Source organism: Undibacterium sp. JH2W, assembly GCF_049340425.1.
Taxonomy (GTDB): domain Bacteria; phylum Pseudomonadota; class Gammaproteobacteria; order Burkholderiales; family Burkholderiaceae_D; genus Undibacterium.
Genome location: NZ_JBMPOT010000010.1, coordinates 234,982 through 258,381, shown reverse-complemented (window position 1 = coordinate 258,381; position 23,400 = coordinate 234,982). Strand labels below are relative to the sequence as shown.

Here is a 23,400-nt window from a genome sequence, read left to right as displayed (position 1 = left end):
GCTTTTCTCTTCATTAATTATGCGTTGGCTTTGGAGGCACGATCAAATGCTTCCAATATCGGTTGCAGGCGTTCACGCTTCAATTTCAATGCAGCCTGGTTAACCACGAGGCGCGAAGAAATTTCCATGATGTGTTCCACTTCCACCAGATTATTCGCACGCAGGGTGCTGCCAGTGCTGACCAGATCAACAATCGCATCTGACAAGCCAACCAGTGGTGCCAGTTCCATAGAGCCATACAGCTTGATCAGATCGACGTGCACTCCCTTGGCAGCAAAATGCTGGCGCGCAGTTTCGGTGTACTTGGTCGCAACGCGAAGGCGCGCACCCTGGCGTACGGCATTTTCATAATCAAAACCCACAGACACCGCAACTGACATGCGGCATTTGGCAATGTTCAGATCGATAGGCTGGTACAGACCAGCGCCGCCATGCTCATGCAAAACATCCTTGCCGGCCACGCCAAAATCAGCAGCGCCATATTGCACATAGGTGGGCACGTCAGACGCGCGCACGATGATGACGCGCACATCAGGATCATTGGTCGCCAAAATCAGCTTGCGCGATTTTTCTGGGTCTTCGGTCACGCGTATGCCTGCTGCTTCCAGCAAGGGCAGGGTTTCTTCAAAGATGCGGCCCTTGGATAAGGCCAGTGTCAATTGTGCAGACATTTATTTGACTCGCTGTATTTGTGCACCGACTGCGGAGAGTTTGACTTCCATGCGGTCATAGCCGCGGTCCAGATGGTAGATGCGGTCTATCAGGGTTTCACCCTCGGCCACCATGGCGGCGATCACCAGCGAGGCAGAGGCGCGCAAGTCAGTTGCCATGACGGGCGCTCCGACGAGCTTGTCTACACCATTGACGATGGCTGTGTGGCCATCAATTTCTATCTTCGCACCCAGGCGGTTCATTTCCTGCACATGCATGAAGCGGTTTTCAAAGATGGTTTCAGTGACGATACTGGTGCCTTGAGCGATGCAGTTCAGCGCCATGAATTGCGCCTGCATATCAGTCGGGAAACCTGGGTATTCAGTCGTGCGGAAACCAACTGCCTTGGGGCGGCCACTCATTTGTGCACGTATCCAGTCCGGGCCTGATGTCAGTATCACGCCTGCTTCGCGCAGCTTATCGAGTGCGACATCAAGGATGTCACTGCGAGTATTTTTCAAGGTGATGTCACCACCAGTGGCAGCTACAGCACACAGGAAGGTTGCCGTCTCTATACGATCAGCGATGACTGTATGGGTCGCGCCGTGTAGGCTCTCAACACCCTGGATGACCAGGCGGTCTGTGCCTATGCCTTCTATCTTCGCACCCATGGCCACCAGCAGGTTGGCCAGGTCAGTGACTTCCGGTTCGCGCGCGGCATTTTCCAGCACGGTTTCACCTTCGGCGAGCGTCGCTGCCATCAGCAAATTCTCTGTGCCTGTCACGGTAATCATGTCAGTGACGACGCGTGCGCCTTTGAGTTTCTTGGCCTTGGCGTGGATGTAACCGGCTTCAATATTGATCTCGGCACCCATGGCTTGCAAGCCCTTGATATGCTGGTCAACCGGGCGCGAACCGATCGCGCAACCACCGGGCAAAGACACTTTCGCTTCACCAAAACGCGCCAGCAGGGGGCCGAGCACCAGTATCGATGCACGCATGGTTTTCACCAGGTCATACGGCGCTTCCAGCTTGTCTATGGCTGCGCCATTGAGTACGGTCACACCATTTTCCTGCGTGACTTGCAAACCCATTTGACGCAACAGCTTCAGCATAGTGCTGACATCTTGCAGAGAAGGCACATTGTGCAATTCGACATTACCAGAAGTCAGCAAGCCTGCGCACAGGATAGGCAGTGCGGCATTTTTTGCGCCGGAAATCGTGATATCACCATTCAGGCGATTGCCGCCTGTAATCAATAATTTATCCATTATGCAGCGTACTCTTCAGGCGTCAGGGTTTTCATGGAAAGGGCGTGTATTTCTTCACGCATGCGATCACCCAGCACGGCGTAAACAATTTGATGACGCTGTATCGGGCGTTTGCCAGCGAAAGCGGCAGACACGATCACTGCTGTGAAATGCTGGCCGTCGCCTTCGACTTCCAGGTGCGTACATTCCAGACCAGCTGCAATGTAATTTTTAATTTGTTCGGGCGTAGGAAACACGGCTAACTCTCTTGATCAAAATGGTGAAGCTGTTGTTGTATTCAGTACTGCGTTCAGTGTCGTACTCAGTGTCTCAACTTATATCCACGTTTCAACATCTGGATGGCAATCGTAGCCAGCAATAATGAAAACACGGTAACGATCATCAGGCTATGCAGAGGATCAACATCGGACTTACCGAAGAAACCAAAGCGGAAGCCATCTATCATGTAGAAAAACGGATTGAAACGCGAAATACTTTGCCAGATGCCAGGCAAGGAATGGATGGAATAAAACACGCCAGACAGGAAGGTGGCAGGCATGATCAAAAAGTTTTGGAAGGCTGCAAGCTGGTCAAATTTCTCTGCCCAGATACCGGCGACCAAACCCATGGTGCCCAGCATGGCAGCACCAAGGAAAGCAAAAATCGCTATCCACCATGGCGCAACGAAATGCAGGTCAGCAAACCAGGCAGTGACGATGAAGACACCGGCGCCGACAGCGACACCGCGCAAAATCGCTGCCAGTACATAGGCACTGAAAATTTCCCAGTGCGACAGCGGTGGCAACAGGATAAATACCAGATTGCCGGTAATCTTGGATTGGATCAGCGAAGAAGATGAATTTGCGAACGCATTTTGCAAGACACTCATCATCACCAGCCCAGGCACCAGAAAGGCCGTGTATTTGACGCCAGGATAAACCTGTACATGATCTTCCAGCACATGGCCAAAAATCAGCAAATACAGGATGGCCGTCATGATGGGTGCAGTGATGGTTTGCGTTGCCACTTTCCAGAAGCGCAAAACTTCTTTGTAGAACAGGGTATTAAAACCGGTCAAGCTACTCATTTGCTGCCCTCCATGATTTGCAGGAAGACATCTTCCAGATCAGCTTGCAATAAATGCATATCTTCGATGACACAACCATCAGCACGGAAGGCAGCCAGCATGCCTTCTACCTGGTTGTAGTCAGTCACGCGCAGGGCAAACTGGCGTGGGTCTGCCTGGATTTCATGGCTGATGACTTTGTCGCGCAAGCTGGCAGGCAAAGTCACCACGCCACTGGCAGCCAGGGTGATGCGTAATTGCGAACCCGAGATGCGCTTGATCAGATTGGCGGTGCTATCCAGGGCCACGACCTTGCCCAGTTTCAGCATGGCGATGCGGTTACACAAAGCTTGCGCTTCTTCGAGGTAATGTGTGGTCAGCACGACAGTATGGCCTTCGCGATTCAGGCGGGCGATGAATTGCCACAGGGTCTGGCGTAATTCAACGTCTACACCTGCAGTCGGCTCATCCAGCACGATGACGGGTGGCTTATGCACCAAAGCTTGCGCGACCAGCACACGGCGCTTCATGCCGCCAGACAGGGCGCGCATATTGACGTCAGCCTTATTCGTTAGATCGAGGTTTTCCATGACCTCGTCTATCCATTTGTCATTGTTCTTCAGGCCAAAATAACCGGACTGCATGCGCAGGGTTTCGCGCACAGTGAAAAAAGGATCAAACACCAGTTCTTGCGGCACCACGCCCAGCTTCTTGCGGGCGTTACGGTAATCGCTGACCACATCATGACCTTGCACAGTGATATTTCCAGCATCAGCTCGGTTCAAGCCTGCCAAAATGGAAATCAAAGTGGTCTTGCCCGCACCATTTGGCCCCAGCAAACCGAAAAACTCACCCTCTTCTATCGTGAGCGAGACACCACCCAGTGCTTGTAGCGACTGGTAGCGTTTTTGTATGTTGCTAATTTGTATGGCTGCCATCTGGCGTGTTTGCACTAAGTGCTCATCAGGGAATTAAGAACCGGAAAACCCGGTTTCTTGTCACTAGTTCACTATTACAGTTCACTAGAATGACGAAACCTTTGATTATAGGGGATTTTCGGGATTTGATCTGAATTGGCATGCCGGTATTGTCAGCATGCATGCCACACAGAAATAGAAACTCAGGATGCGATCAATGTCGCTCTGGTGTATGAAGCTGGAATTGCTCGTTGAGACCGTACAATGCCAATAAACTCAGCAAGCTGGCAGAATAACCACTGAACTGCAGTTGCACGCCCTTCTGGATAGCCTGACGTTGCCAGGCGATCATGACCGCCACAGCACTTGAGTCAATTTTAGTCAGCGCCGACAAGTCGAACGCTGACTGACCTGCAGCTATGGCAGACAAGCCAGCAGCAACAACTGCATTGGCATTATCATGGCTAAGCTCACCTGTTACTGTATACACAATACGTTCCTGGTTTTATTTTGCTGCGGTTTTTGCTGCACCGGATGCCGCCAGTTTTTTATTCTTTTCAGACAGTGTCTTGATCAAGCCATCGATACCAGACTTGCTGATTTCTGCAGAAAAACTGCCTTTATAAGTTTCCACCAACCAGGCACCCAGGACATTGATGTCAAAGATTTTCCAGCCAGCTGGCAATTTTTCCAGGCGATAGTTCAGGACGATAGGCTCGCCACGGCTTTGTATCACTTGGGAACGTACTTCCACTTCCGTATCTTCTGGGGCAGAACGCATAGGTTTGAACTCTACACGTTGATCCTTGATCTGGGAAATCGCGCCAGAATAAGTAAATACCAGCAGGGTACGGAATTCATTGGTCAATTGCTTTTGCTGTTCAGGCGTGGCTTCTTTCCAGCTCTTGCCTGCAGCCAGTGAAGTCATGCGTGGAAAATCAATGTACGGCAGTATCTTGCTCTCCACCATGTCATAGACTTTCTTTTGATTGCCGGCTTGTATGTCTTTGTCATTCTTTGCCAGCTCCAGGATTTCCTGGCTCAGGCGTTTGATGAGGACATCCGGTGCTTCCTGGGCTTGTGCCTGAGCTACATTAGCCAGCATGGACAAACCTAGCAAGCCAGCAAATACCAGTTTAAAAAATTTATTCACAGATCGTTTCATTTTTTGTTCCTATTTGTGCAGTATCTATACTGCCAGTTAACTTTGCAGGCGCCAAACTGGTTGACGCCTATTTACAATCCTTACAATTATTCACACCCGGAGTGGCGCTCAATCCTCGTCAGGATTGATCTGGCCAGCACGGCGCTGCAGATATGCATCGCGGAAGAATACATACTTGTCGAGCGCAGCTTCTTCCAGCAAACTACCTGCATCAAGTACTGATGCACGCTTATCAACCAGACGCACTACCGAACCTATGTTTTTGATATACATGGGGCGCTTGTAGTACCACAGATCACCGCGCATATCGACAGGCGTAGCCAGGGCATCACGCACCGTTGATGGTCCTAGCACGGGCAAGACCAGGTAAGGACCAGACTTGACACCCCAGCGCCCTAAAGTCTGCCCAAAATCTTCATTATGCTTGGGCATGCCAGCCGCCGAACTTATGTCTATCAAACCACCTATACCTATGGTGGTGTTGATGGCAAAACGCATAACGTCTGTGACACCATCATTAACCCTGCCTTGCAGTAAATTGTTCACTGCATTCCAGACATCACCAATATTGCTAAAAAAATTGCCGACACCAGTTTGCACAAACCCGGGTGTAGCACTACGATAAGCTTGGGCTACTGGCTTTACGACCGCCGTGTCGACGGTATCGTTGAAGCTGAACATGGTCCGGTTGAAGCCTTCGAGAGGATCGCGCGGGTTCTTGCCTATATTGGTTTTCGTGCTCAAAACATCAAGTGTCTGGTCAGCCTTGTCCTTGAATTTCTCTACTGTCACAGTACTGCAACCGGTCAGTAAAACACTGGCCAGTAAAAGGAACATGGCCAAGATCCTGCTACGGGCAGGAAATTTATCTGTTCGTGTCATTTTTTCTCTTCCGTATTGCCTTCTGCCGCCTTGCTGAACAAGAACTGACTAATCAGGTTTTCCAGCACGATGGCGTCTTGGGTAAATGTAATTCTGTCACCGGCAGCAAGTATTTCGTCTTTACTGCCTGCACTCAATCCTATGTATTGCTCGCCGAGCAAGCCCGCTGTCAAAATCTTGATTGATGAATCCTTGGGGAATTTGTAACGTTTTTCCAATGCCAGGACGACAGTCGCCTGGTAAGTTTTGTCATCAAATTTGATTTCACTGACGCGGCCTATTACCACGCCCGCACTCTTCACAGCAGCCCTGGGCTTGAGCCCACCTATATTGTCAAAGCGCGCAGTTACAGTATAGGTCTGCTCAAACGATAAAGAACTTAAATTGCCTGCCTTGAGTGCCAGAAACAACAGCGCTGCTGCACCCAGCAAAACAAACAGGCCCACCCAAAAGTCGAGAGATTTTTTTTGCATTTTTCTTATCCACCATTTCTTACAATTTTACCAAGTCCCTTGCTTCAGTGAAGGTCTTGACAAATAATTCATTTGCGCCGCCCACATAGCACAGGCTGCGGGTCAGAGCGGGATTATTGAAACATCCACGCAGTCAACAGGAAATCCAGCCACAACACCAACAATGAAGAGATGACTACGGTCCTGGTGGTGGCACGCGCTACACCCTCGGGGGTAGGCTGTGCTTCATAACCCTGGAACAATGCCACAAAGCTGACTGCAAAACCAAAGACTATGCTTTTGATGACGCCATTGCCTATATCCTGGAACACTTCCACACCCGCCTGCATTTGCGACCAGAAAGCACCATTGTCGACACCTATCAGTTTCACACCAACGACATAACCACCTATGATGCCCATGGCATTAAAGATGGAAGTCAGGATAGGCATGGCAATGATGCCCGCCAGGAAACGCGGTGCCAGCACCCTTTGTATGGGATTGACTGCCATCATTTCCATTGCCGCCAGTTGCTCACCGGCCTTCATCAAACCTATTTCTGCCGTTAGTGAAGTACCAGCGCGCCCGGCAAACAACAAGGCGGTCACCACCGGCCCCAGTTCACGGGTCAGTGACAAAGCCACCAGCAAACCCAGCGCTTCTTCAGAGCCGTAGCGGTTCAGAGTGTAATAACCCTGGTAAGCCAGCACGAATCCGACAAATAATCCCGACACGGCAATAATCACCATGGAGTAATTGCCGATGAAATGAATCTGGTCTGTTACCAGGCGTGGCCTGCGCCACAAGCCCAGGCAATTGGCCAGTATGGACAAAAAACTGCGGGCTGCATAACCCACATCATCCATGGTTGACCTGACAAAACCACCAATTTTTTCTACGATCATGTGCGCTTCTCCAAACCCAGGTCCGCCTGCAAGGATGCACCGGGATAATGGAAAGGCACGGGTCCATCGGCCTCTGCATGCACAAACTGCTTTACATACGGGTCTTCTGATACCTGCATTTCTTCTGGCGTGCCTTGCGCGACGATTTTGCCCTTGGACAGGAAGTAGACATAGTCAGCAATCGCAAAGGTTTCATGCACATCATGCGACACCAGGATGGAGGTAGACCCCAAAGCGTCGTTCAAGTTCCGTATCAAATTGGCAGCAACGCCCATAGAGATAGGGTCAAGACCTGCGAAAGGTTCATCGTACATGATCAATTCAGGGTCCAACGCAACGGCACGAGCCAGAGCCACCCGCCTGGCCATACCGCCAGATATTTCGGCAGGCATCAAACCGGCTGCATTACGCAAACCCACTGCCTGCAACTTCAGCAAGACCAGGTCACGTATCATGGCCTCGCTGAGATTGGTATGTTCACGCATGGGGAAAGCCACATTATCAAAAACACTTAAGTCTGTGAACAGGGCGCCATGCTGAAACAGCATGCCCATTTTCCTGCGTATCGCATACAGACCCTGGGTATCAAGTTCAGCAATCTCTTGCCCATTCACCTTGATACTGCCACGCTGCGCGCGAATTTGCCCACCTATCAGGCGCAAGATCGTAGTCTTGCCCGAACCTGACCCACCCATGACGGCAATCAGTTTACCGCGTGGGAAATCCATACGGAGTTCAGACAGGATAGTCCGGTCCCCATACCCAAACTGGATATCGCGAATTTCTACAAGATTTGGCACAGCAATGGAGGAGATAGTTTATAAAACCTAGATTGTAATGCAGAAAGGCAAAGAGGGTTGTACAGACAACTATGTCGAAAAAACAAGATATTGATGAATATTCAGAATATTTCAATTATTTCGCGCAAAACGCTATAAATTAAAAATTTTCCAAATTTTATTCAAACAAGAGGAATGAAAAATAATTTTTTAAATGAACGAAGAGTCAGTTATTTACAATTTCCCTATGTAAACTGGCTTAATAACGACTGAGCATGACTGATTTGCCCCAGATTTTACTCAAAGTGGCAAATCAGCCTGGTATTACACAAATACAGATTTCAAGCGCATCTTAACGAGGCAAAACTGAATCGCCCATGAGGAAGGCATCCACTTCACGCGCACATTGACGTCCTTCGCGTATCGCCCACACTACCAGCGACTGACCGCGACGCATATCACCCGCTGCATAGACCCTGTCGACATTGGTCTTGTAGCAGCCCACGCCATCTGTGGTCGCCCTGGCATTGCCGCGGGCATCTTTATCGACGCCGAAAGCATCCAGCACTTGTTGTACGGGTGAGACAAAACCCATGGCCAGCAAGACCAGATCGGCCTTCATCTCGAATTCAGAATCCGGCACTTCCTGCATCTTGCCATCTTTCCACTCGACACGGCAGGCGATCAATTTTTCTACTTTGCCTGCCTTGCCTTCCAGACGCTTGGTCGCTACTGCCCAGTCACGGTCGCAACCTTCTTCATGTGAAGAAGAGGTGCGCAGCTTGGTTGGCCAGTAAGGCCAGACCATGGGTTTGTTTTCTTGCTCAGGCGGTTGCGGCATCAGTTCAAACTGTGCAACTGATTTAGCGCCATGGCGGTTGGATGTACCCACGCAGTCAGAACCGGTATCGCCACCACCGATGACAACGACATGCTTGCCACTGGCCATGATCTGGTCCTTGACCTTGTCACCGGCATTGACCTTGTTTTGCAGGGGCAAAAAGTCCATGGCGAAATGCACGCCTTTGAGTTCACGGCCAGGCACAGGCAAGTCGCGCGGGGTTTCTGCGCCACCGGCGATGATGACGGCGTCGTAGTCTTTTTGCAGTTGTTCAGGCGAGATGGTTTCCTTGGCCCAGTTGGTCACTGTTGCTGGGAAGTCCTTGCCGACAAATACACTGGTGCGGAAAGTCACGCCCTCTGCCACCATCTGATCGACGCGACGGTCGATATGGGATTTTTCCATCTTGAAGTCAGGAATGCCATAACGCAGCAAGCCACCAACACGGTCATTCTTTTCAAACACAGTCACATCATGGCCGACACGTGCCAGTTGCTGGGCGGCTGCCAGGCCCGCAGGACCAGAACCGACCACGGCAATTTTCTTACCCGTTTTAATGGATGGCACTTGCGGCAGGACCCAGCCGTTTTCCCAGCCTTTGTCGATGATGAAATGTTCTATCGACTTGATGCCAACCGCGTCGCTATTGATACCCAGGGTACAGGCAGACTCACAAGGCGCAGGACAAATACGGCCAGTGAACTCAGGGAAGTTATTGGTGGAATGCAGGGTATCAAGTGCCAGTTTGTAACTACCGTTGAACACCAGGTCATTCCAGTCAGGGATGATGTTGTTCACGGGGCAGCCGTTGTTACAGAAAGGAATGCCGCAATCCATGCAGCGTGCAGCCTGCACCTTGGCCTGGCCATCATCGAGATGCACCAGAAATTCCTTGTAATGTTTTTTGCGTGACTGTGGAGCTTCGCTTGCTTCCTGCAAACGCTGGTATTCCATGAAGCCGGTAACTTTACCCATTTTCTAACCTCAATTTTGTTGCGGGCATCTGCCCTGTCTTAATTTCAAATAAGCTGAAATAAGCTGAATAAGCTAAATAGTCTGAAGAACACAGGAAGACGTGACCGCAGCCAGTCTGCAGCACGCTCACTCGACTATGCCGTGACTTTTTCCTTTTTCGCTGCGAGCTGTTTTGCTGCATACATTTCACCCAAGGCGCGCTTGTATTCGGTAGGGAATACCTTGACGAATTTGGCACGACTACGGGCCCAGTCATCCAGCAAATTGCGGGCGCGGGTACTGCCCGTGTGTTTGAAATGACGCTCTATCAGATTACGCAAGATGGCTTCATCGGTCTCGCCTTCACCGCCACGCAGGCGGCTGTGCCAGATAGATTTATCCAGGGTAGCCACTTGCACATCACCTGCCAGAACCGGCTCCAGTGTCACCATGGACATATTGCACTTTGCTTCGAATTCGCCTTCCGGGTCATACACATAAGCGATACCGCCCGACATACCGGCAGCAAAGTTGCGACCGGTATTGCCGAGAACGATGACAGTGCCGCCTGTCATGTATTCACAGCCATGGTCGCCAGTACCTTCAACCACGGTCACCGCGCCAGAATTACGCACAGCAAAACGTTCGCCAGCAACACCATTGATAAAGGCTTCACCAGAGATGGCACCGTACAGGACGGTGTTGCCGCAGATGATGTTGTCCACTGCCCAACCGCGGAATTCTGTGTTCGGGCGGATGATGATGCGGCCACCGGACAAGCCTTTGCCTACATAATCATTACCTTCACCGACCAGATCCAGCGTCACGCCATGTGCCAGGAAAGCGCCGGCAGACTGGCCAGCCGTACCTTGCAACTGTATGTGGATAGTGTCATCCGGCAAACCGGCATGACCATATTTTTTCGCCACTTCGCCAGACAACATGGTGCCTACAGTGCGGTTCAGGTTTTTGATAGGCGAGATGAAGGAGACTTTTTCACCCGTATCCAGAGCAATTTTTGCCTGAGCGATCAGTTTATTGTCCAGCGCTTTTTCCAGGCCATGGTCTTGTACATCAACATGGCGTATCGCTGCGCCCTCAGCCAGTTCTGGCTGATAGAAGATGCGGCTGAAATCCAGCCCTTTGGCTTTCCAGTGCGATACTGCCTTGGATTTATCCAGCAGATCAACACGGCCTATCAAATCATCATAAGTGCGTATGCCCAGCTGTGCCATGATCTGACGCAGTTCTTCCGCAACAAAGAAGAAGTAATTGACGACGTACTCAGGCTTGCCAGAGAACTTCGCACGCAAGACCGGGTCCTGTGTTGCCACGCCTACCGGGCAAGTGTTCAGATGGCATTTTCGCATCATGATGCAGCCTTCGACCACCAGCGGTGCTGTCGCAAAACCGATTTCATCGGCACCCAGCATGGCGGCAATCGCGACATCACGGCCAGTTTTCATCTGGCCATCCGCCTGCACACGGACACGGCCACGCAAGCCATTCAAGACCAGGGTTTGCTGGGTTTCAGACAAGCCCAGTTCCCACGGTGTACCGGCATGCTTGATGGAAGACAAAGGTGAAGCACCTGTACCACCATCGTGACCAGCGATAACGACGTGGTCGGCCTTGGCTTTGGACACGCCGGCAGCCACTGTACCAACACCAACTTCAGACACCAGCTTGACCGAAATAGAAGCTCTTGGATTGGCGTTTTTCAAGTCATGGATCAACTGCGCCAGATCTTCAATCGAATAAATATCATGATGCGGTGGTGGGGAAATCAAGCCCACGCCAGGTACAGAGAAACGCAGCTTGGCAATGTATTCAGAAACCTTATGACCTGGCAACTGGCCGCCCTCACCCGGCTTGGCACCTTGCGCCATCTTGATTTGTATCTGGTCGGCAGAACTCAGGTACTCGGCCGTAACACCAAAGCGGCCCGATGCAACTTGCTTGATTTTCGAGCGTAGCGAATCACCATCCTGCAAAGGAATATCCACTTCTATCTGGTCTTTGCCGATGACGGAAGCCAGGGTCGCACCCTGTTTGATAGGGATGCCTTTCAGTTCTTGCTGGTAACGCGCAGGGTCTTCACCACCTTCACCAGTATTTGATTTTCCACCTATGCGGTTCATGGCCACAGCCAGTGTCGCATGTGCTTCTGTACTGATGGAACCCAGGGACATCGCGCCAGTCGCGAAACGCTTAACGATTTCTTTCGCAGGTTCTACTTGATCCAGCGCGATAGCTTTGCTCGGGTCTATCTTGAATTCAAACAGGCCACGCAGAGTCATATGACGCTTGCTTTGGTCGTTGATGATCTGTGCGTATTCTTTATAAGAATTGTAGTTGTTGGCACGGGTGGAATGCTGCAGCTTGGCGATTGCATCCGGTGTCCACATATGGTCTTCACCACGTACACGGAAGGCATATTCGCCGCCAGCATCCAGGGCATTTTCCAGTACCGGGTCCTGGCCAAAAGCTGCCTTGTGCAAACGCAGGGCTTCTTCTGCAACTTCAAATACGCCTATACCTTCTACATTCGATGCCGTGCCTTTGAAGTATTTGTCGACCAGGGATTTGTTCAAACCAACTGCTTCAAAAATCTGCGCGCCGCAATAAGACATATAGGTAGAGATACCCATCTTGGACATGACTTTCATCAAACCCTTGCCGACTGCCTTGGTGTAGTTATAAACGGCTTTTTCTGCCGACAATTCACCTGACAAATCCTTGGCCATGTCAGCCAGTGTCTGCATTGCCAGGTAAGGATGGACAGCTTCTGCACCATAACCTGCCAACAGGGCAAAGTGATGGGTTTCGCGTGCAGAACCAGTCTCGACTACCAGACCAGTGGTGGTACGCAAACCCTTGCTGACCAGGTGCTGATGTACGGTAGAAGTTGCCAGCAAGGCCGGGATTGCGACGTAGTTGGCGTCCATCTTGCGGTCGGTGATGATCATGATGTTGTGGCCAGACTTGACCGCATCAACAACTTCAGCACAGATGGATGCCAGACGTGCTTCGATACCATCCTTGCCCCAGGCGATGGGATAACAGATATCCAGCTCGTAGGACTTGAACTTGCCACCGGTATTGGCACTGATATTGCGCAACTTGGCGATGTCAGCAAAGTCCAGTATCGGTTGCGCGACTTCCAGACGCATCGGTGGATTGATGTTATTGGTATCGAGCAAATTCGGTTTCGGGCCTATGAAGGAGACCAGCGACATCACCATCGCTTCGCGGATAGGATCGATAGGCGGGTTGGTTACCTGCGCAAACAATTGCTTGAAGTAGTTATACAGAGGCTTGAGCTTGTTCGACATGACGGCCAGCGAAGAATCATTGCCCATGGAGCCTATGGCTTCTTCACCTGCCAGTGCCATTGGCGCCATCAGGAATTTCAAATCCTCCTGCGTATAACCAAAGGCTTGTTGCCTGTCAAGCAAGGTCGCTGAGTATTCGGTCCTGTCTTCTGCTGCCTTCAGCTCATTAAGCTTGATACGGACAGACTTGATCCATTGCTTGTAAGGCTTGGCATTGGCGTAGGTGTCCTTGATTTCCTTGTCATCGATGATGCGGCCAGCTTCCAGGTCGATGAGGAACATCTTGCCTGGTTGCAGACGCCATTTTTTGATGATCTTGGATTCTGGGATGGGCAAGACACCGGATTCAGATGCCATGACGACCAGGTCATCATCGGTAACGATGTAACGGGCAGGACGCAAGCCATTGCGGTCCAGCGTGCCGCCGATCTGGCGGCCATCGGTAAAGGCCATGGCGGCCGGGCCATCCCATGGCTCCATCATGGCGGCGTGGTATTCGTAGAAGGCGCGACGGTTTTCATCCATCATGGTGTGGTTTTCCCAGGCTTCCGGGATCATCATCATCATGGCTTGCGCAATTGGATAACCAGCCATGACCAGCAATTCCAGCGCATTGTCGAAGCTGGCGGTATCAGACTGGCCTTCAAAAATCAGCGGATACAGTTTTTGCAGATCGTCGCCGAGTACGGCAGATTTCATCACGCCTTCACGGGCACGCATCCAGTTGAAATTGCCTTTTACCGTGTTGATTTCACCATTATGCGCAATCATGCGGTAAGGGTGGGCCAGCGGCCATTCAGGGAAGGTATTGGTAGAAAAGCGCTGATGCACCAGGGCCAGTGCAGAGACGCAGCGCTCATCCTGCAAGTCTTTATAGTAGACACCGACCTGGTCAGCCAGCAGCAAGCCTTTGTAGACGATGGTACGGGCGGACATGGATGGCACGAAGTACTCTTTGCCATGCAAGAGATGCAGGGCTTCAATCGCATGCACAGCCGATTTGCGTATCACATACAGTTTGCGTTCCAGTGCGTCAGTGACCATGATATCAGGGCCGCGACCGATGAAAATCTGGCGTATGACCGGTTCTTTTTCACGTACGGTAGGTGACATGGGCATATCGCGGTCTACTGGCACATCACGCCAGCCAAGTACAACCTGACCTTCCGCGCGCACGGCACGTTCTATCTCTTGTTCGCAAGCCAGACGGGATGCATGCTCCTTGGGCAGGAAAATCATGCCTACCCCATATTCACCAGGTGGCGGCAGGTTGATACCCTGCTTGGCCATCTCTTCACGGTAATACTGGTCAGGAATCTGGATCAGGATACCGGCACCATCGCCCATCAGGGCATCGGCACCAACCGCGCCCCTGTGGTCAAGATTTTTCAGAATCAACAAACCCTGGTCGACGATGGCATGTGTCTTCTTGCCTTTGATATGGGCAACAAAACCTACGCCACAGGCGTCATGTTCATTGGATGGATCGTATAAACCTTGAGCGTGCATAGTGGATCTCCGGAGGACAATTTCAATATCAGGACTTACGTGAAACAGCTGTCGGCTTGAATAGCGATCTTGGCTATCCAGGCAATTTTGCTGGCTGCGGATGGCAGCTTGATGACTTTGGTTTGAAGGGTGTTCAAACCGAGCTGGCCAGGCTTCCGGGTAAGGGCATGGCGCTACGCTGGACAAATGTGCCAGGCATTTGTTGATTGTTAATGCCGGCACGACAGTTTGGCGTAAATCCTGTCAGGACAAGACAGAGAATAGTGCACTGCAAAATATTACGCAACTGCTTTAATTGGGGTCAGTGTCAATTAAAATAAATCATATTCTAGAAAATATTTAAATGGGGACATAGTAAAAATCATCGTGTTCATTGAGTTTTGCAGTGTTTTAGTCAGAATTTTCTGGTATCAGAGCAGCTCGCAGACGTGCTCGAGTGTAAGGAACTCAGGTGATTTCCTGGGCTTTGCGGGGCCGGCCACGCTTGACTGGCTCTACCCGTCTCTCGGTCAGCTTGCTCATTTCTATCTTGAATCTGGCCGAGCCCAGCATCCATGCCTTGGTGGTGGCCTGGGTAATTTCTGTGATTTGCGTGCTGGACAAACCATTTTCCAGGCTTTGCTTGTAGGCAGCCTCACGCTGGAAAGGAGTATTACCCAAAGCCCAGTAGCAACTATGGTCGGTAATCAGGGGGTCAATGATCAAGCCTACGTGATGACGGTAGCTGGACCAGGTGTAGTCGAGCAAATCCTGCACCAGACCGGCACGCTGAGGATTGCTTTCCAGATAAATACTGCAAGGGATGAAGTAAGTCGCGGACTCTATCACCGTGGCGCGGTAACGTCCCTGCCATAGCGTGCCGCTGCGCTGATATTTGCGATTAAAATAAGGGACATAGTGCCGCCCCAGCCATTGCATCATCTTGCCCAGGCCAGTTTCATCACCAGGTGTCAGCAATAAATGCAAGTGATCAGGCATCAGCACATAGGCATGGATGGCCACATCAAACAGTTTCGCAGCTTGCCTGAGCCAGTCCAGAAAGTTACTGTAATCCTCGGCATCCTGAAAGATCACAGTACCAGCATTGCCACGCTGGATAACATGATGTTGCTGATGCGGGATAACTAAACGGGCTAATCTGGCCATGTGTATGCAGGCAATCCAAAAGAGTTTGGATTGTGCTTGGCATCTGGCTATCTTGTCAAAACTTATCTGCGCGATGCCATAGGCATCGTCCGCACATCAGAAAAATACAGACAACCCTGCCATGCCCTGGTAACAGGGCACGGGTCTGGCTATGGTCTATATAGTCTTTTGGGATGAGTTTCAACTTTCCGGTGTAGCCGGAAAGCCTGCGATCCCGCTTTATCAGGCCGCGATGAGTTCTTGAACCGGGCTTTTCAAGCGGAAAGCTTTGAGTGCACGGGATGCATCCGGCACTGCGACGATTTCAGGTACGCCAGTCATCAATTCAGAAATACGGCTTTTCAAGGCTTTTGCCTGGGTAGCCAGATTGAAATGCGCAGGACGCTGAGTCTGCACTATGCTCCAACGTGCTACCGGCGCATGGCCACTACCATCCAGCAAGGATTTTTCGCGCAACCAGTTCTCGAAAGAACGGGTGGTCATATTGCTTTCTATCCAGATCAAATGATCGGAGGTCATTTTCTTGCTGTTGTCCGAAGGGCGAACCAGTATTTCGTAAATCATTTTCTGACTCCTTAAAGGGAAACTTTGCTTAAAGGAAGGTGTCAGCAAAGATTCTTTAGTCCAAAAACGCACTGATTCGCCATTCAGTTGACATGCTAAGTTACAAAAAGTGGGCTTTTTTCATATTTTTTTATGAAAAAATAATAAATAATGTGAAATTAAGCAGAAATTCCCGAATTTATTGTGTTTTTTTCAGCTATTTGTAACAAATTTGTAAGCATCATTTAATGCGTGAAGCTTCCAGCACGAAACTCAGTTTGCCAAAACGGGCACTGACTTCATCAAATTTCTTTTGTTTTTGTACATCAGTCAGGCTAGGGTTATTCAAGTTTTCGCGCAAAAGACTGAACAATGTCAAATCGGCAATTGGTTTCAATTGCGCATCGGTGGAACGCTGGAAACCAGACAAATTCAGGATATCTTTCAATACTGCATGGGCTTGTTTTTGCTTGCCATAATTAACAAAGAAATCTTCGACACGGGTTTTCAAGGCGGGTGACAAATCCTTGCGATACAAGATAGGGTCGTTTGGTATCAAAGGAGAAGTCCAGATAACACGTACTTTGCTGACCTGATCAGGCGCTTCCTTTTTCAATCTATCCATCTCTTCGGAGTTAAACGTGGCTACGTCAGCCTCGCCGTGCAAGATCGCTGCAAAATTGCTTTGGTGATTACCAACATTGACTTTCTTGAACAATTTGGCTGGTTCTATTTTATTTTTTGCAAACAAATAATAAGCAGGCACCAAATAACCAGAAGTTGATTTTTTATCGCCATCGGCAAAAATATAGACACCAGGCTTGGCTGAAACATCATCAAAACTATTCAAGCTGCTCTTGGCAGAAGCAATGAGCAGAGAGTTATAACCGCGCGAGCCATCACTCTTGACCATTTGCGCAAATACAGTGGCCTTGCCATCCTCCACCGCATCCAGGGCAACCTTGCTGCTCAACCAGGCGATTTGTATCTTGTTTTCTTTCAAACCAGCGACGATATCGCTGTAATTGGAAGAGATAGCCGCAGTCACTTCAGTACCTGTGCTTTTTGCCAGATCATCCAGTAAAGGCTGCCAGCGCTTGCGGGTATCTTCTATGCTCGTGGTGGCGATCAAGCCAACGGTGATTTTTTCTGCAGCTTGTGCAAATGACATGAGCATGCTGCCTGCAAACAGGATCAGGGTAAGGATTTTTTTTAACATAGTGCCTCGATAGAGAATACAAATACCCAAAGCATCAAGATGCTGATGACCGGTCAGACATGTATGCGATAGCAGACAAACAAGTGACGTCAATGACGTACTTTGGGACAGGAATGGGGGGTGATTGGGTGCGCGCCGTATGCGTTCTGCACATCAATTAGGCAGAATTATAGCACCAGATGAATTGGAGCAACTATTTTCCACAAAGCAAGTTTTTTATTCGAGCTTGTCACCCAATATGTCTGCACTGCTAAAAAAATATGCAAACTCACTTTAAAGACCAGGCAAATTCAATGCTTGAAACACCAGAAAATCAAGCGCAAGACAATGAGAAATTTATTTATAAGTCCTTGATTTATATCAAATAATAAGCAAAATCCACAAACCGGACTGCGACTACTCCTACGACAAACAATAACAAATACATGACAGACATGGTTTTCCACTTGCTGTTGTAAATTTATCTCTTGTATAAGCCAGAACTTGACAACTACTAGCGTAGTTGGAACAGGTATGGCTCGTTATCTCAAGGGACCCGGCTAAGTTGTCCAGGCATAGTCCAGTCATAAACCAGGGTTATCACTTATTTTGCGCAGCCAGCTCACGTAACTTGTCTTTTTTACTCTTGCGCTTGCCCTTGATACCACCAGTGGGTGCTTCAGACTCAGTAAGCACAAGCTCGCTGGCAGTCTGGCTGGGTTCAAAACCTGCAATAGTTTCGCGCGCAACGCGCTTGTCCTGGCGTTTTTCTATCAAACGGAAATGCATTTCATGTTCGGCCAGAATAAAGCTGACCGCTGTACCACTGGCACCAGCACGGCCGGTACGACCTATGCGATGGATATAATCATCTGCCGAGCGCGGCAAATCATAGTTGACGACCGCAGGCAAACCAGCAACGTCTATGCCACGTGCGGCCAGATCGGTAGCAACCAGTACCTGTATGCGATTGGCTTTAAAATCGGTCAGCATATGCTGGCGTGCACCCTGGCTGGCATCACCGTTAAAAGCTTCGGCCTTGATACCGGCTTTCTTCAATTTATTCGAGACGGTATCGCTGGCGTATTTGGTGGCGACAAAGACCAGCACACGCTCCCATTGTTGCTCCTTGATCAGGTGCACCAGCAAGCGAGTGCGCTTGTCAGCATCGACGGCAATTGCCCTTTGTGCAATGTCGGGCAAGTTTTCAGTGAGGTCAGCAATCGCAATACGCCTGGGTTCATGCAATAAAGCCAGTGCCAGTTTTTTTACTGCAGGTGAAAAGGTCGCCGAGAAAAACAGATTTTGTCGTTTGGCTGGCAATTGTTCCAGTATGCGCTTGATTTCATCGGCAAATCCCAGGTCCAGCAAGCGGTCTGCCTCATCCAGCACCAGAGTGGCAACATCGCGCAGTTGCAGCGCATTATTATCGAGCAAATCCAGCAAGCGCCCTGGCGTGCTGATAACGATGTCAGCACCACCACGCAAATGCATCATTTGCGGGTTAATAGAGGCACCGCCATAAATCACGGCTATCTTCAACTTCCTGGGTAAATGCTCGGCCAGGGTTTCCATGGTTTGCCCCACCTGCCCTGATAATTCACGCGTAGGTACCAGCACCAGCACTTTCACCTTACGCTGCTTGCCGCCTTCCTCTGCGTCTTGTTGCAGGCGCTGCAATAGTGGCAAGGCAAAGGCTGCCGTTTTACCCGAACCAGTTTGCGCCAGCGCCATGACATCCTGATTTGCCAGCACCGCTGGTATGGCCTCGGCCTGCACTGCGGTCGGCGCTGCATACTGGCGCGCTGCAATGGCTTGCAAGAGTTCGGGGATCAGGCCTAAGGAAGCAAAATTCATGGGTAAATATCAGGAAGAAAAATATAATCAGGATGGCATGAGCAAGAATGTAAATAGCGCCAGGCCCAAAGAAAAGGAATTTTTATTTGGGAGTTATCCTACTACCATGCATGTATCAAAGCATACAAGCTGCAAGATTCCTCCGTTGTGCGCACATTGTAGTGCAAAACAGCCGGATGTCAGCACTTGCCTGGCCCTACAAGAACTGCACCACATTTCCAGGAGTCGCTATTTTGACAACAATCACTTTGATACAGGCCGACCTGGCCCGGCACAAACAAGTACTCATCGATCTCAATCTTGACTACATGGGCTGGGTAGCAAGCCACATAGAACAGCATTTTGGGATTTCCACACCTGCCTTGCTGGGCATGACCCTGGCTGAGTATGTCCCAGGTGCGCTGGAAAAAATTTGCGGGAAAGATAGCCCTGACAGTCGGTTTTATCTGCTCCAAATAGATGGCCAATTTGCCGCCATGGGTGGTATGCGCAGCCTTCCAACTGCTGCAGGCAAGATGGCAGAGATCAAGCGCCTGTATGTATTGCCCGCTTATCGCGGCTTGCATCTGGGTGAGCGACTATTGCAAACCTTGCTGACCGATGCGCGCAGCCTGGGCTATCAAGCTGCCTGCCTGGACAGCGCCCCTTTCATGCATGCCGCCCACCGCCTGTATGAAGCAGCAGGCTTTAAAGATTGCCCAGCTTACGAGGGTGCCGAAGTACCCGCAGCTTTGCATGCGGGCTGGCGCTTTATGGAGGTGAGCTTATAAGGTGAGCTTATAAACGGGCATCTATCGTCTTCGATTCAATTCCCCCTGCGCACCAGGACAGGATCGGGTCTATATACTGCGGGCATGACACGCTTCAAGCTCTCAACCTTGGGAACATCGTTGATGGCGATATAGGGTTCGGTGGGATGTAGGGTCAGATAATTCTGGTGATAAGCCTCAGCTGGAAAAAATCCTGCGTCTGCTTCCAGGGTAGTCGCCAGTTTGTTGCGGAAGGCGTGCGAGGCATTCAGTTGGGCGATGTATTTTTCTGCCACCTCGCGTTGTGCAGGCGTAACCGGGAAAACCGCAGAACGGTATTGTGTGCCGCTATCCGGCCCCTGGCGGTTCAACTGGGTAGGGTCATGTGCGACTGAGAAAAATATCTGCAATAGCTTGCCATAGCTGATCTGGGATGGATCATAGCTCACCTGCACCGCTTCTGCATGGCCGGTTGCACCTGAACCCACCTGTTCATAATGCGCAGTCGCGGCCTTGCCACCGGCATAGCCAGAGACTGCATTGCTGACGCCTTTCACATGCTGGAATACACCCTGCACACCCCAGAAGCAGCCACCGGCAAAAACTGCGGTCTCGGTCTTGGCGTTACCTGCTGGCGTGTCCACCACAGGCGCAGCAATGACCACTGCTGCTTCGCCAGCGCGCACCTGTCCATTGAATACCAGTGTTGAGGCGACGCCGCCTATGCCCAGCACCAGGGCTGTGAATCTGTTTGCTAATTTCATGTCGTACTCCTTGTAGAAGGAAAATCAACCAAAAGTGAAGGCATATGCCTCTACTGCTGGATCAAGAAACTCTATGCTGAAAGTGTGTTCGGCCACTTTGACGGACTGCCGCAACAGTTGGTACAAGCGCTGAGCAGTCACTGTGCCAGTTCCATCGGCTGCTACGTCACTGCCATGCGCTGCACCAGGTGCTGCACCGTCGATAGTGACGCGAAAGCGCACAGGCTTGCCGTCTTTGCCTGGACCCAACACTAAATGCAGGTCGCGGGCATGGAAGCGGTAAGTGATGCGCCCGCCCTTTTGCGTCAGGGCTGCATGTTCTTCCTGCACCTTCCAGTTACCTGTCAGACCCCATTGATTAAGCGCCAGTTGCGCTGGCAGGTTGTAATCAGCATTACTGTTTTTCTGTACGCCACCAGTTGAAACAAAATTTTGTACGCGGCTGTAACCAAGGTAAGTCTCTGGCGATTTCACCTGGCTATCATCCGCTGCCATTTGCGCGCCTGCAGCGCCAGTCTCGATGACGACATCATTGGCGACATTTTTCTGGCCTGCTTCCTCAAGCAATTGCTGTATCACCTGCTCAGATTGCACATAGTCGCCTTCACCAAAATGATGGTGACGTATGCGGCCAGTGGCATCGATGAAATAATGCGCAGGCCAGTACTTGTTGCCAAAGGCACGCCAGATTGCATAGTTGTTGTCGATGGCAACCGGGTAACTGATACCCAGGTCGCGCACAGCCTTGCTGACATTCGCTGGGTCGCGCTCAAAGGCAAATTCAGGCGCGTGTACACCAATCACGACCAGGCCCTGGTCACGGTATTTCTTGGCCCAGGCCTGCACATAGGGCAGGCTGCGCAGACAGTTGATGCAAGAGTAAGTCCAGAAATCGACGAGCACGACCTTGCCTTTGAGCTCTTGCGCAGTCAGTGGTTTGGAATTAAGCCATTGTGTTGCAGCATCCAACGCTGGCATGACCCCTTCTTCTGGCAAAGCGCCTGCCGTAGCTGTATTGCGACCATGCGCAGACATCATGGCATTCGATGGTGCCATGGTGTTGGATGCCATTTGCTGGTTCGATGCCATCATGGCATTGGACGCCATCATTGCATTCGAGGCCATCATAGCCCCCTGCTGCGGGGCAACCTGTGCTGGTGCAGGACTGGCTTGCACATCTGGTAAAGCTGGTGAATAACGGTCTATCAATTGCTGCTCCAGTCCTGAGGTGGCAACAGTGGACAGGCGTGTCAGCAAGCCAGTATCCAGGCCCAGCGCAATCGCAGCAACCCCGGCTATCATGGCAGCGCCCAGAATGCGGCGTACCCATTCACCAGCGCCCAGCGAGCGCTTCATCGCGGCAAATACCTTGCCACCTATCAGCAAGGCAACGGCCAGTGAAGTCGCGGCACCAGCAGCGTAAGCCAGCAGCAGGAAAGTTGTCTGTGCACTGGCACCATTCAACGCAGCACCGGTAAGCAGCAGACCCAGTACAGGACCAGCACAGGGTGCCCACAACAGGCCCGTCGCCACACCCAGCAATAGTGATGACCCAACGCCACCACCATCCGCCTGCGCGGAATTGGAAAGACGATTCCCCGCAGCCACCAGTGGTTTGGTGAGTTTGTCAGCCAGATGCGGAAACAATAGCGTCAGGCCAAAGAAAGCCAGCAAGGCCATCGCCAGCCAGCGGCCATACTGGTTAGTCTGCAACACCCAGTTACCGCCCACCGCAGCCAGCGTGGCAACGGCAGCAAAAGTCAGCGCCATGCCCACCAGCAGAGGCAAGCCACTGCGACGGAAAGGCTGGCCAGTGCGAGCAAAGACAAAGGGCAACACCGGCAAGATGCAGGGGCTGATTATGGTCAGCACACCGCCAAGATAAGAAATAAGTATCAACAACATGTTTACTTTCTGTATGCCGTTCAGGCGCAATCAAACTTACCTCAATCAGACTTAATTACGCTTTACCCGGTGTGAATGTCATCGCCACGCCATTCATGCAATAACGCAAACCAGTAGGACGCGGGCCGTCGTCAAATACATGGCCGAGATGCCCGCCACAGCGGCGGCACAGTACTTCTGTACGCAGCATGCCAAAGGTGGTGTCGGTCACATTGCTGACGGCGCGCTCCAGCGGTGCATAAAAACTGGGCCAGCCTGTGCCGCTGTCAAATTTGGTCTTGGATGAAAACAAAGGCAATTGGCAAGCAGCGCAATTGAACTGGCCACTACGGTGCTCATCATTGAGCGGGCTGCTAAAGGCACGCTCGGTAGCACCACGGCGCAAGACTTCATATTGCATGCCGGTCAGCAGGCGACGCCATTCGGCATCGGTGTGCTGCACTTCAAACACATTACCCACAGGGGCAGCTGACAACATGCGGCTCATGGCCAGCAGACTGCCAGCCAGTAGAAATTGACGTCGGTTTTGCAT

General features: G+C 51.0%; 21 protein-coding genes. 1 reads left to right on the top strand and 20 read right to left on the bottom strand.

Annotated elements, in window-relative coordinates; genetic code table 11:
- Positions 1-17: 17 nt before the first annotated feature.
- The 17 genes from hisG to ACO0LC_RS17095 all read right to left on the bottom strand — a co-directional run bounded on the left by hisG (position 18) and on the right by ACO0LC_RS17095 (position 19,450).
- Positions 18-671, bottom strand: a complete 654-nt coding sequence (gene hisG / locus ACO0LC_RS17175) for an ATP phosphoribosyltransferase (protein WP_423005224.1) — start codon at positions 669-671, stop codon at positions 18-20.
- On the bottom strand, positions 672-1,922 hold the full coding sequence (gene murA, locus ACO0LC_RS17170; RefSeq protein ID WP_423005222.1) for a UDP-N-acetylglucosamine 1-carboxyvinyltransferase: 1,251 nt from the start codon (positions 1,920-1,922) through the stop codon (positions 672-674).
- Positions 1,922-2,158 (bottom strand): BolA family protein, encoded by a 237-nt coding sequence (locus ACO0LC_RS17165; RefSeq protein ID WP_110256495.1) that lies wholly within the window; start codon positions 2,156-2,158, stop codon positions 1,922-1,924. The genes murA and ACO0LC_RS17165 overlap by 1 nt, the downstream gene beginning before the upstream one ends.
- Before the next feature lie 65 nt (positions 2,159-2,223).
- Positions 2,224-2,979 carry an ABC transporter permease gene (locus tag ACO0LC_RS17160; RefSeq protein WP_423005286.1) on the bottom strand — a complete coding sequence of 252 codons (756 nt, stop codon included), beginning with the start codon at positions 2,977-2,979 and terminating at the stop codon, positions 2,224-2,226.
- Positions 2,980-2,984: 5 nt separating this feature from the next.
- On the bottom strand, positions 2,985-3,905 hold the full coding sequence (locus ACO0LC_RS17155; RefSeq protein WP_423005284.1) for an ABC transporter ATP-binding protein: 921 nt from the start codon (positions 3,903-3,905) through the stop codon (positions 2,985-2,987).
- Between the two features lie 193 nt (positions 3,906-4,098).
- The gene (locus tag ACO0LC_RS17150) at positions 4,099-4,374 is read right to left on the bottom strand and encodes an STAS domain-containing protein (RefSeq protein ID WP_110256492.1); all 276 of its coding nucleotides are present in this window, start codon (positions 4,372-4,374) and stop codon (positions 4,099-4,101) included.
- A gap of 15 nt (positions 4,375-4,389) precedes the next feature.
- Positions 4,390-5,049: an MlaC/ttg2D family ABC transporter substrate-binding protein gene (locus ACO0LC_RS17145; RefSeq protein WP_423005219.1), complete on the bottom strand. Its 660-nt coding sequence runs from the start codon at positions 5,047-5,049 to the stop codon at positions 4,390-4,392.
- Between the two features lie 108 nt (positions 5,050-5,157).
- Positions 5,158-5,793, bottom strand: coding sequence for an MlaA family lipoprotein (locus tag ACO0LC_RS17140; RefSeq protein WP_423005282.1), 636 nt, complete (start codon positions 5,791-5,793; stop codon positions 5,158-5,160).
- 134 nt (positions 5,794-5,927) lie between these two features.
- A complete protein-coding gene (mlaD, locus tag ACO0LC_RS17135; RefSeq protein ID WP_423005217.1) occupies positions 5,928-6,404 on the bottom strand; it encodes an outer membrane lipid asymmetry maintenance protein MlaD in 477 nt (158 codons plus the stop codon).
- Positions 6,405-6,517: 113 nt separating this feature from the next.
- The gene (gene mlaE, locus ACO0LC_RS17130) at positions 6,518-7,288 is read right to left on the bottom strand and encodes a lipid asymmetry maintenance ABC transporter permease subunit MlaE (protein WP_423005215.1); all 771 of its coding nucleotides are present in this window, start codon (positions 7,286-7,288) and stop codon (positions 6,518-6,520) included.
- Positions 7,285-8,088: an ABC transporter ATP-binding protein gene (locus ACO0LC_RS17125; RefSeq protein WP_423005213.1), complete on the bottom strand. Its 804-nt coding sequence runs from the start codon at positions 8,086-8,088 to the stop codon at positions 7,285-7,287. The genes mlaE and ACO0LC_RS17125 overlap by 4 nt, the downstream gene beginning before the upstream one ends.
- Before the next feature lie 331 nt (positions 8,089-8,419).
- Positions 8,420-9,883, bottom strand: coding sequence for a glutamate synthase subunit beta (locus ACO0LC_RS17120; RefSeq protein ID WP_423005211.1), 1,464 nt, complete (start codon positions 9,881-9,883; stop codon positions 8,420-8,422).
- A gap of 134 nt (positions 9,884-10,017) precedes the next feature.
- A complete protein-coding gene (locus ACO0LC_RS17115) occupies positions 10,018-14,706 on the bottom strand; it encodes a glutamate synthase-related protein (RefSeq protein ID WP_423005209.1) in 4,689 nt (1,562 codons plus the stop codon).
- A 447-nt stretch (positions 14,707-15,153) separates the two neighbouring features.
- Positions 15,154-15,852, bottom strand: coding sequence for a transposase (locus tag ACO0LC_RS17110; RefSeq protein ID WP_423005207.1), 699 nt, complete (start codon positions 15,850-15,852; stop codon positions 15,154-15,156).
- A gap of 222 nt (positions 15,853-16,074) precedes the next feature.
- Entirely contained in the window at positions 16,075-16,416 is a 342-nt protein-coding gene (locus tag ACO0LC_RS17105; protein ID WP_423005205.1) for a hypothetical protein, read from the bottom strand.
- A gap of 220 nt (positions 16,417-16,636) precedes the next feature.
- Positions 16,637-17,614 carry a phosphate/phosphite/phosphonate ABC transporter substrate-binding protein gene (gene phnD, locus ACO0LC_RS17100; RefSeq protein WP_423005203.1) on the bottom strand — a complete coding sequence of 326 codons (978 nt, stop codon included), beginning with the start codon at positions 17,612-17,614 and terminating at the stop codon, positions 16,637-16,639.
- Positions 17,615-18,193: 579 nt separating this feature from the next.
- Entirely contained in the window at positions 18,194-19,450 is a 1,257-nt protein-coding gene (locus ACO0LC_RS17095; RefSeq protein ID WP_423005201.1) for a DEAD/DEAH box helicase, read from the bottom strand.
- Positions 19,451-19,683: 233 nt separating this feature from the next.
- Here ACO0LC_RS17095 and ACO0LC_RS17090 point away from each other — a divergent pair, with 233 nt between their 5' ends.
- Complete coding sequence (locus ACO0LC_RS17090) at positions 19,684-20,220, top strand: GNAT family N-acetyltransferase (protein ID WP_423005199.1); 537 nt, start codon at positions 19,684-19,686, stop codon at positions 20,218-20,220.
- 35 nt (positions 20,221-20,255) lie between these two features.
- Here ACO0LC_RS17090 and msrA read toward each other — a convergent pair whose 3' ends face one another.
- The 3 genes from msrA to msrB are packed head-to-tail and all read right to left on the bottom strand — an operon-like array spanning position 20,256 to position 23,400.
- Positions 20,256-20,963, bottom strand: coding sequence for a peptide-methionine (S)-S-oxide reductase MsrA (gene msrA, locus ACO0LC_RS17085; protein ID WP_423005197.1), 708 nt, complete (start codon positions 20,961-20,963; stop codon positions 20,256-20,258).
- Positions 20,964-20,987: 24 nt separating this feature from the next.
- The gene (locus ACO0LC_RS17080; RefSeq protein WP_423005195.1) at positions 20,988-22,868 is read right to left on the bottom strand and encodes a cytochrome c biogenesis protein DipZ; all 1,881 of its coding nucleotides are present in this window, start codon (positions 22,866-22,868) and stop codon (positions 20,988-20,990) included.
- Positions 22,869-22,923: 55 nt separating this feature from the next.
- The gene (msrB, locus tag ACO0LC_RS17075; protein WP_423005193.1) at positions 22,924-23,400 is read right to left on the bottom strand and encodes a peptide-methionine (R)-S-oxide reductase MsrB; all 477 of its coding nucleotides are present in this window, start codon (positions 23,398-23,400) and stop codon (positions 22,924-22,926) included.

Bases quoted from the DNA above. Each gene is read 5' to 3' on its own strand.
- mlaE (WP_423005215.1), bottom strand. From the start codon at position 7,288: ATGATCGTAGAAAAAATTGGTGGTTTTGTCAGGTCAACCATGGATGAT.
- phnD (WP_423005203.1), bottom strand. From the start codon at position 17,614: ATGTTAAAAAAAATCCTTACCCTGATCCTGTTTGCAGGCAGCATGCTC.
- ACO0LC_RS17115 (WP_423005209.1), bottom strand. From the start codon at position 14,706: ATGCACGCTCAAGGTTTATACGATCCATCCAATGAACATGACGCCTGT.
- hisG (WP_423005224.1), bottom strand. From the start codon at position 671: ATGTCTGCACAATTGACACTGGCCTTATCCAAGGGCCGCATCTTTGAA.
- ACO0LC_RS17095 (WP_423005201.1), bottom strand. From the start codon at position 19,450: ATGAATTTTGCTTCCTTAGGCCTGATCCCCGAACTCTTGCAAGCCATT.
- ACO0LC_RS17120 (WP_423005211.1), bottom strand. From the start codon at position 9,883: ATGGGTAAAGTTACCGGCTTCATGGAATACCAGCGTTTGCAGGAAGCA.
- ACO0LC_RS17145 (WP_423005219.1), bottom strand. From the start codon at position 5,049: ATGAAACGATCTGTGAATAAATTTTTTAAACTGGTATTTGCTGGCTTG.
- msrA (WP_423005197.1), bottom strand. From the start codon at position 20,963: ATGAAATTAGCAAACAGATTCACAGCCCTGGTGCTGGGCATAGGCGGC.
- murA (WP_423005222.1), bottom strand. From the start codon at position 1,922: ATGGATAAATTATTGATTACAGGCGGCAATCGCCTGAATGGTGATATC.
- ACO0LC_RS17110 (WP_423005207.1), bottom strand. From the start codon at position 15,852: ATGGCCAGATTAGCCCGTTTAGTTATCCCGCATCAGCAACATCATGTT.
- ACO0LC_RS17105 (WP_423005205.1), bottom strand. From the start codon at position 16,416: ATGATTTACGAAATACTGGTTCGCCCTTCGGACAACAGCAAGAAAATG.
- mlaD (WP_423005217.1), bottom strand. From the start codon at position 6,404: ATGCAAAAAAAATCTCTCGACTTTTGGGTGGGCCTGTTTGTTTTGCTG.
- msrB (WP_423005193.1), bottom strand. From the start codon at position 23,400: ATGCAAAACCGACGTCAATTTCTACTGGCTGGCAGTCTGCTGGCCATG.
- ACO0LC_RS17080 (WP_423005195.1), bottom strand. From the start codon at position 22,868: ATGTTGTTGATACTTATTTCTTATCTTGGCGGTGTGCTGACCATAATC.
- ACO0LC_RS17155 (WP_423005284.1), bottom strand. From the start codon at position 3,905: ATGGCAGCCATACAAATTAGCAACATACAAAAACGCTACCAGTCGCTA.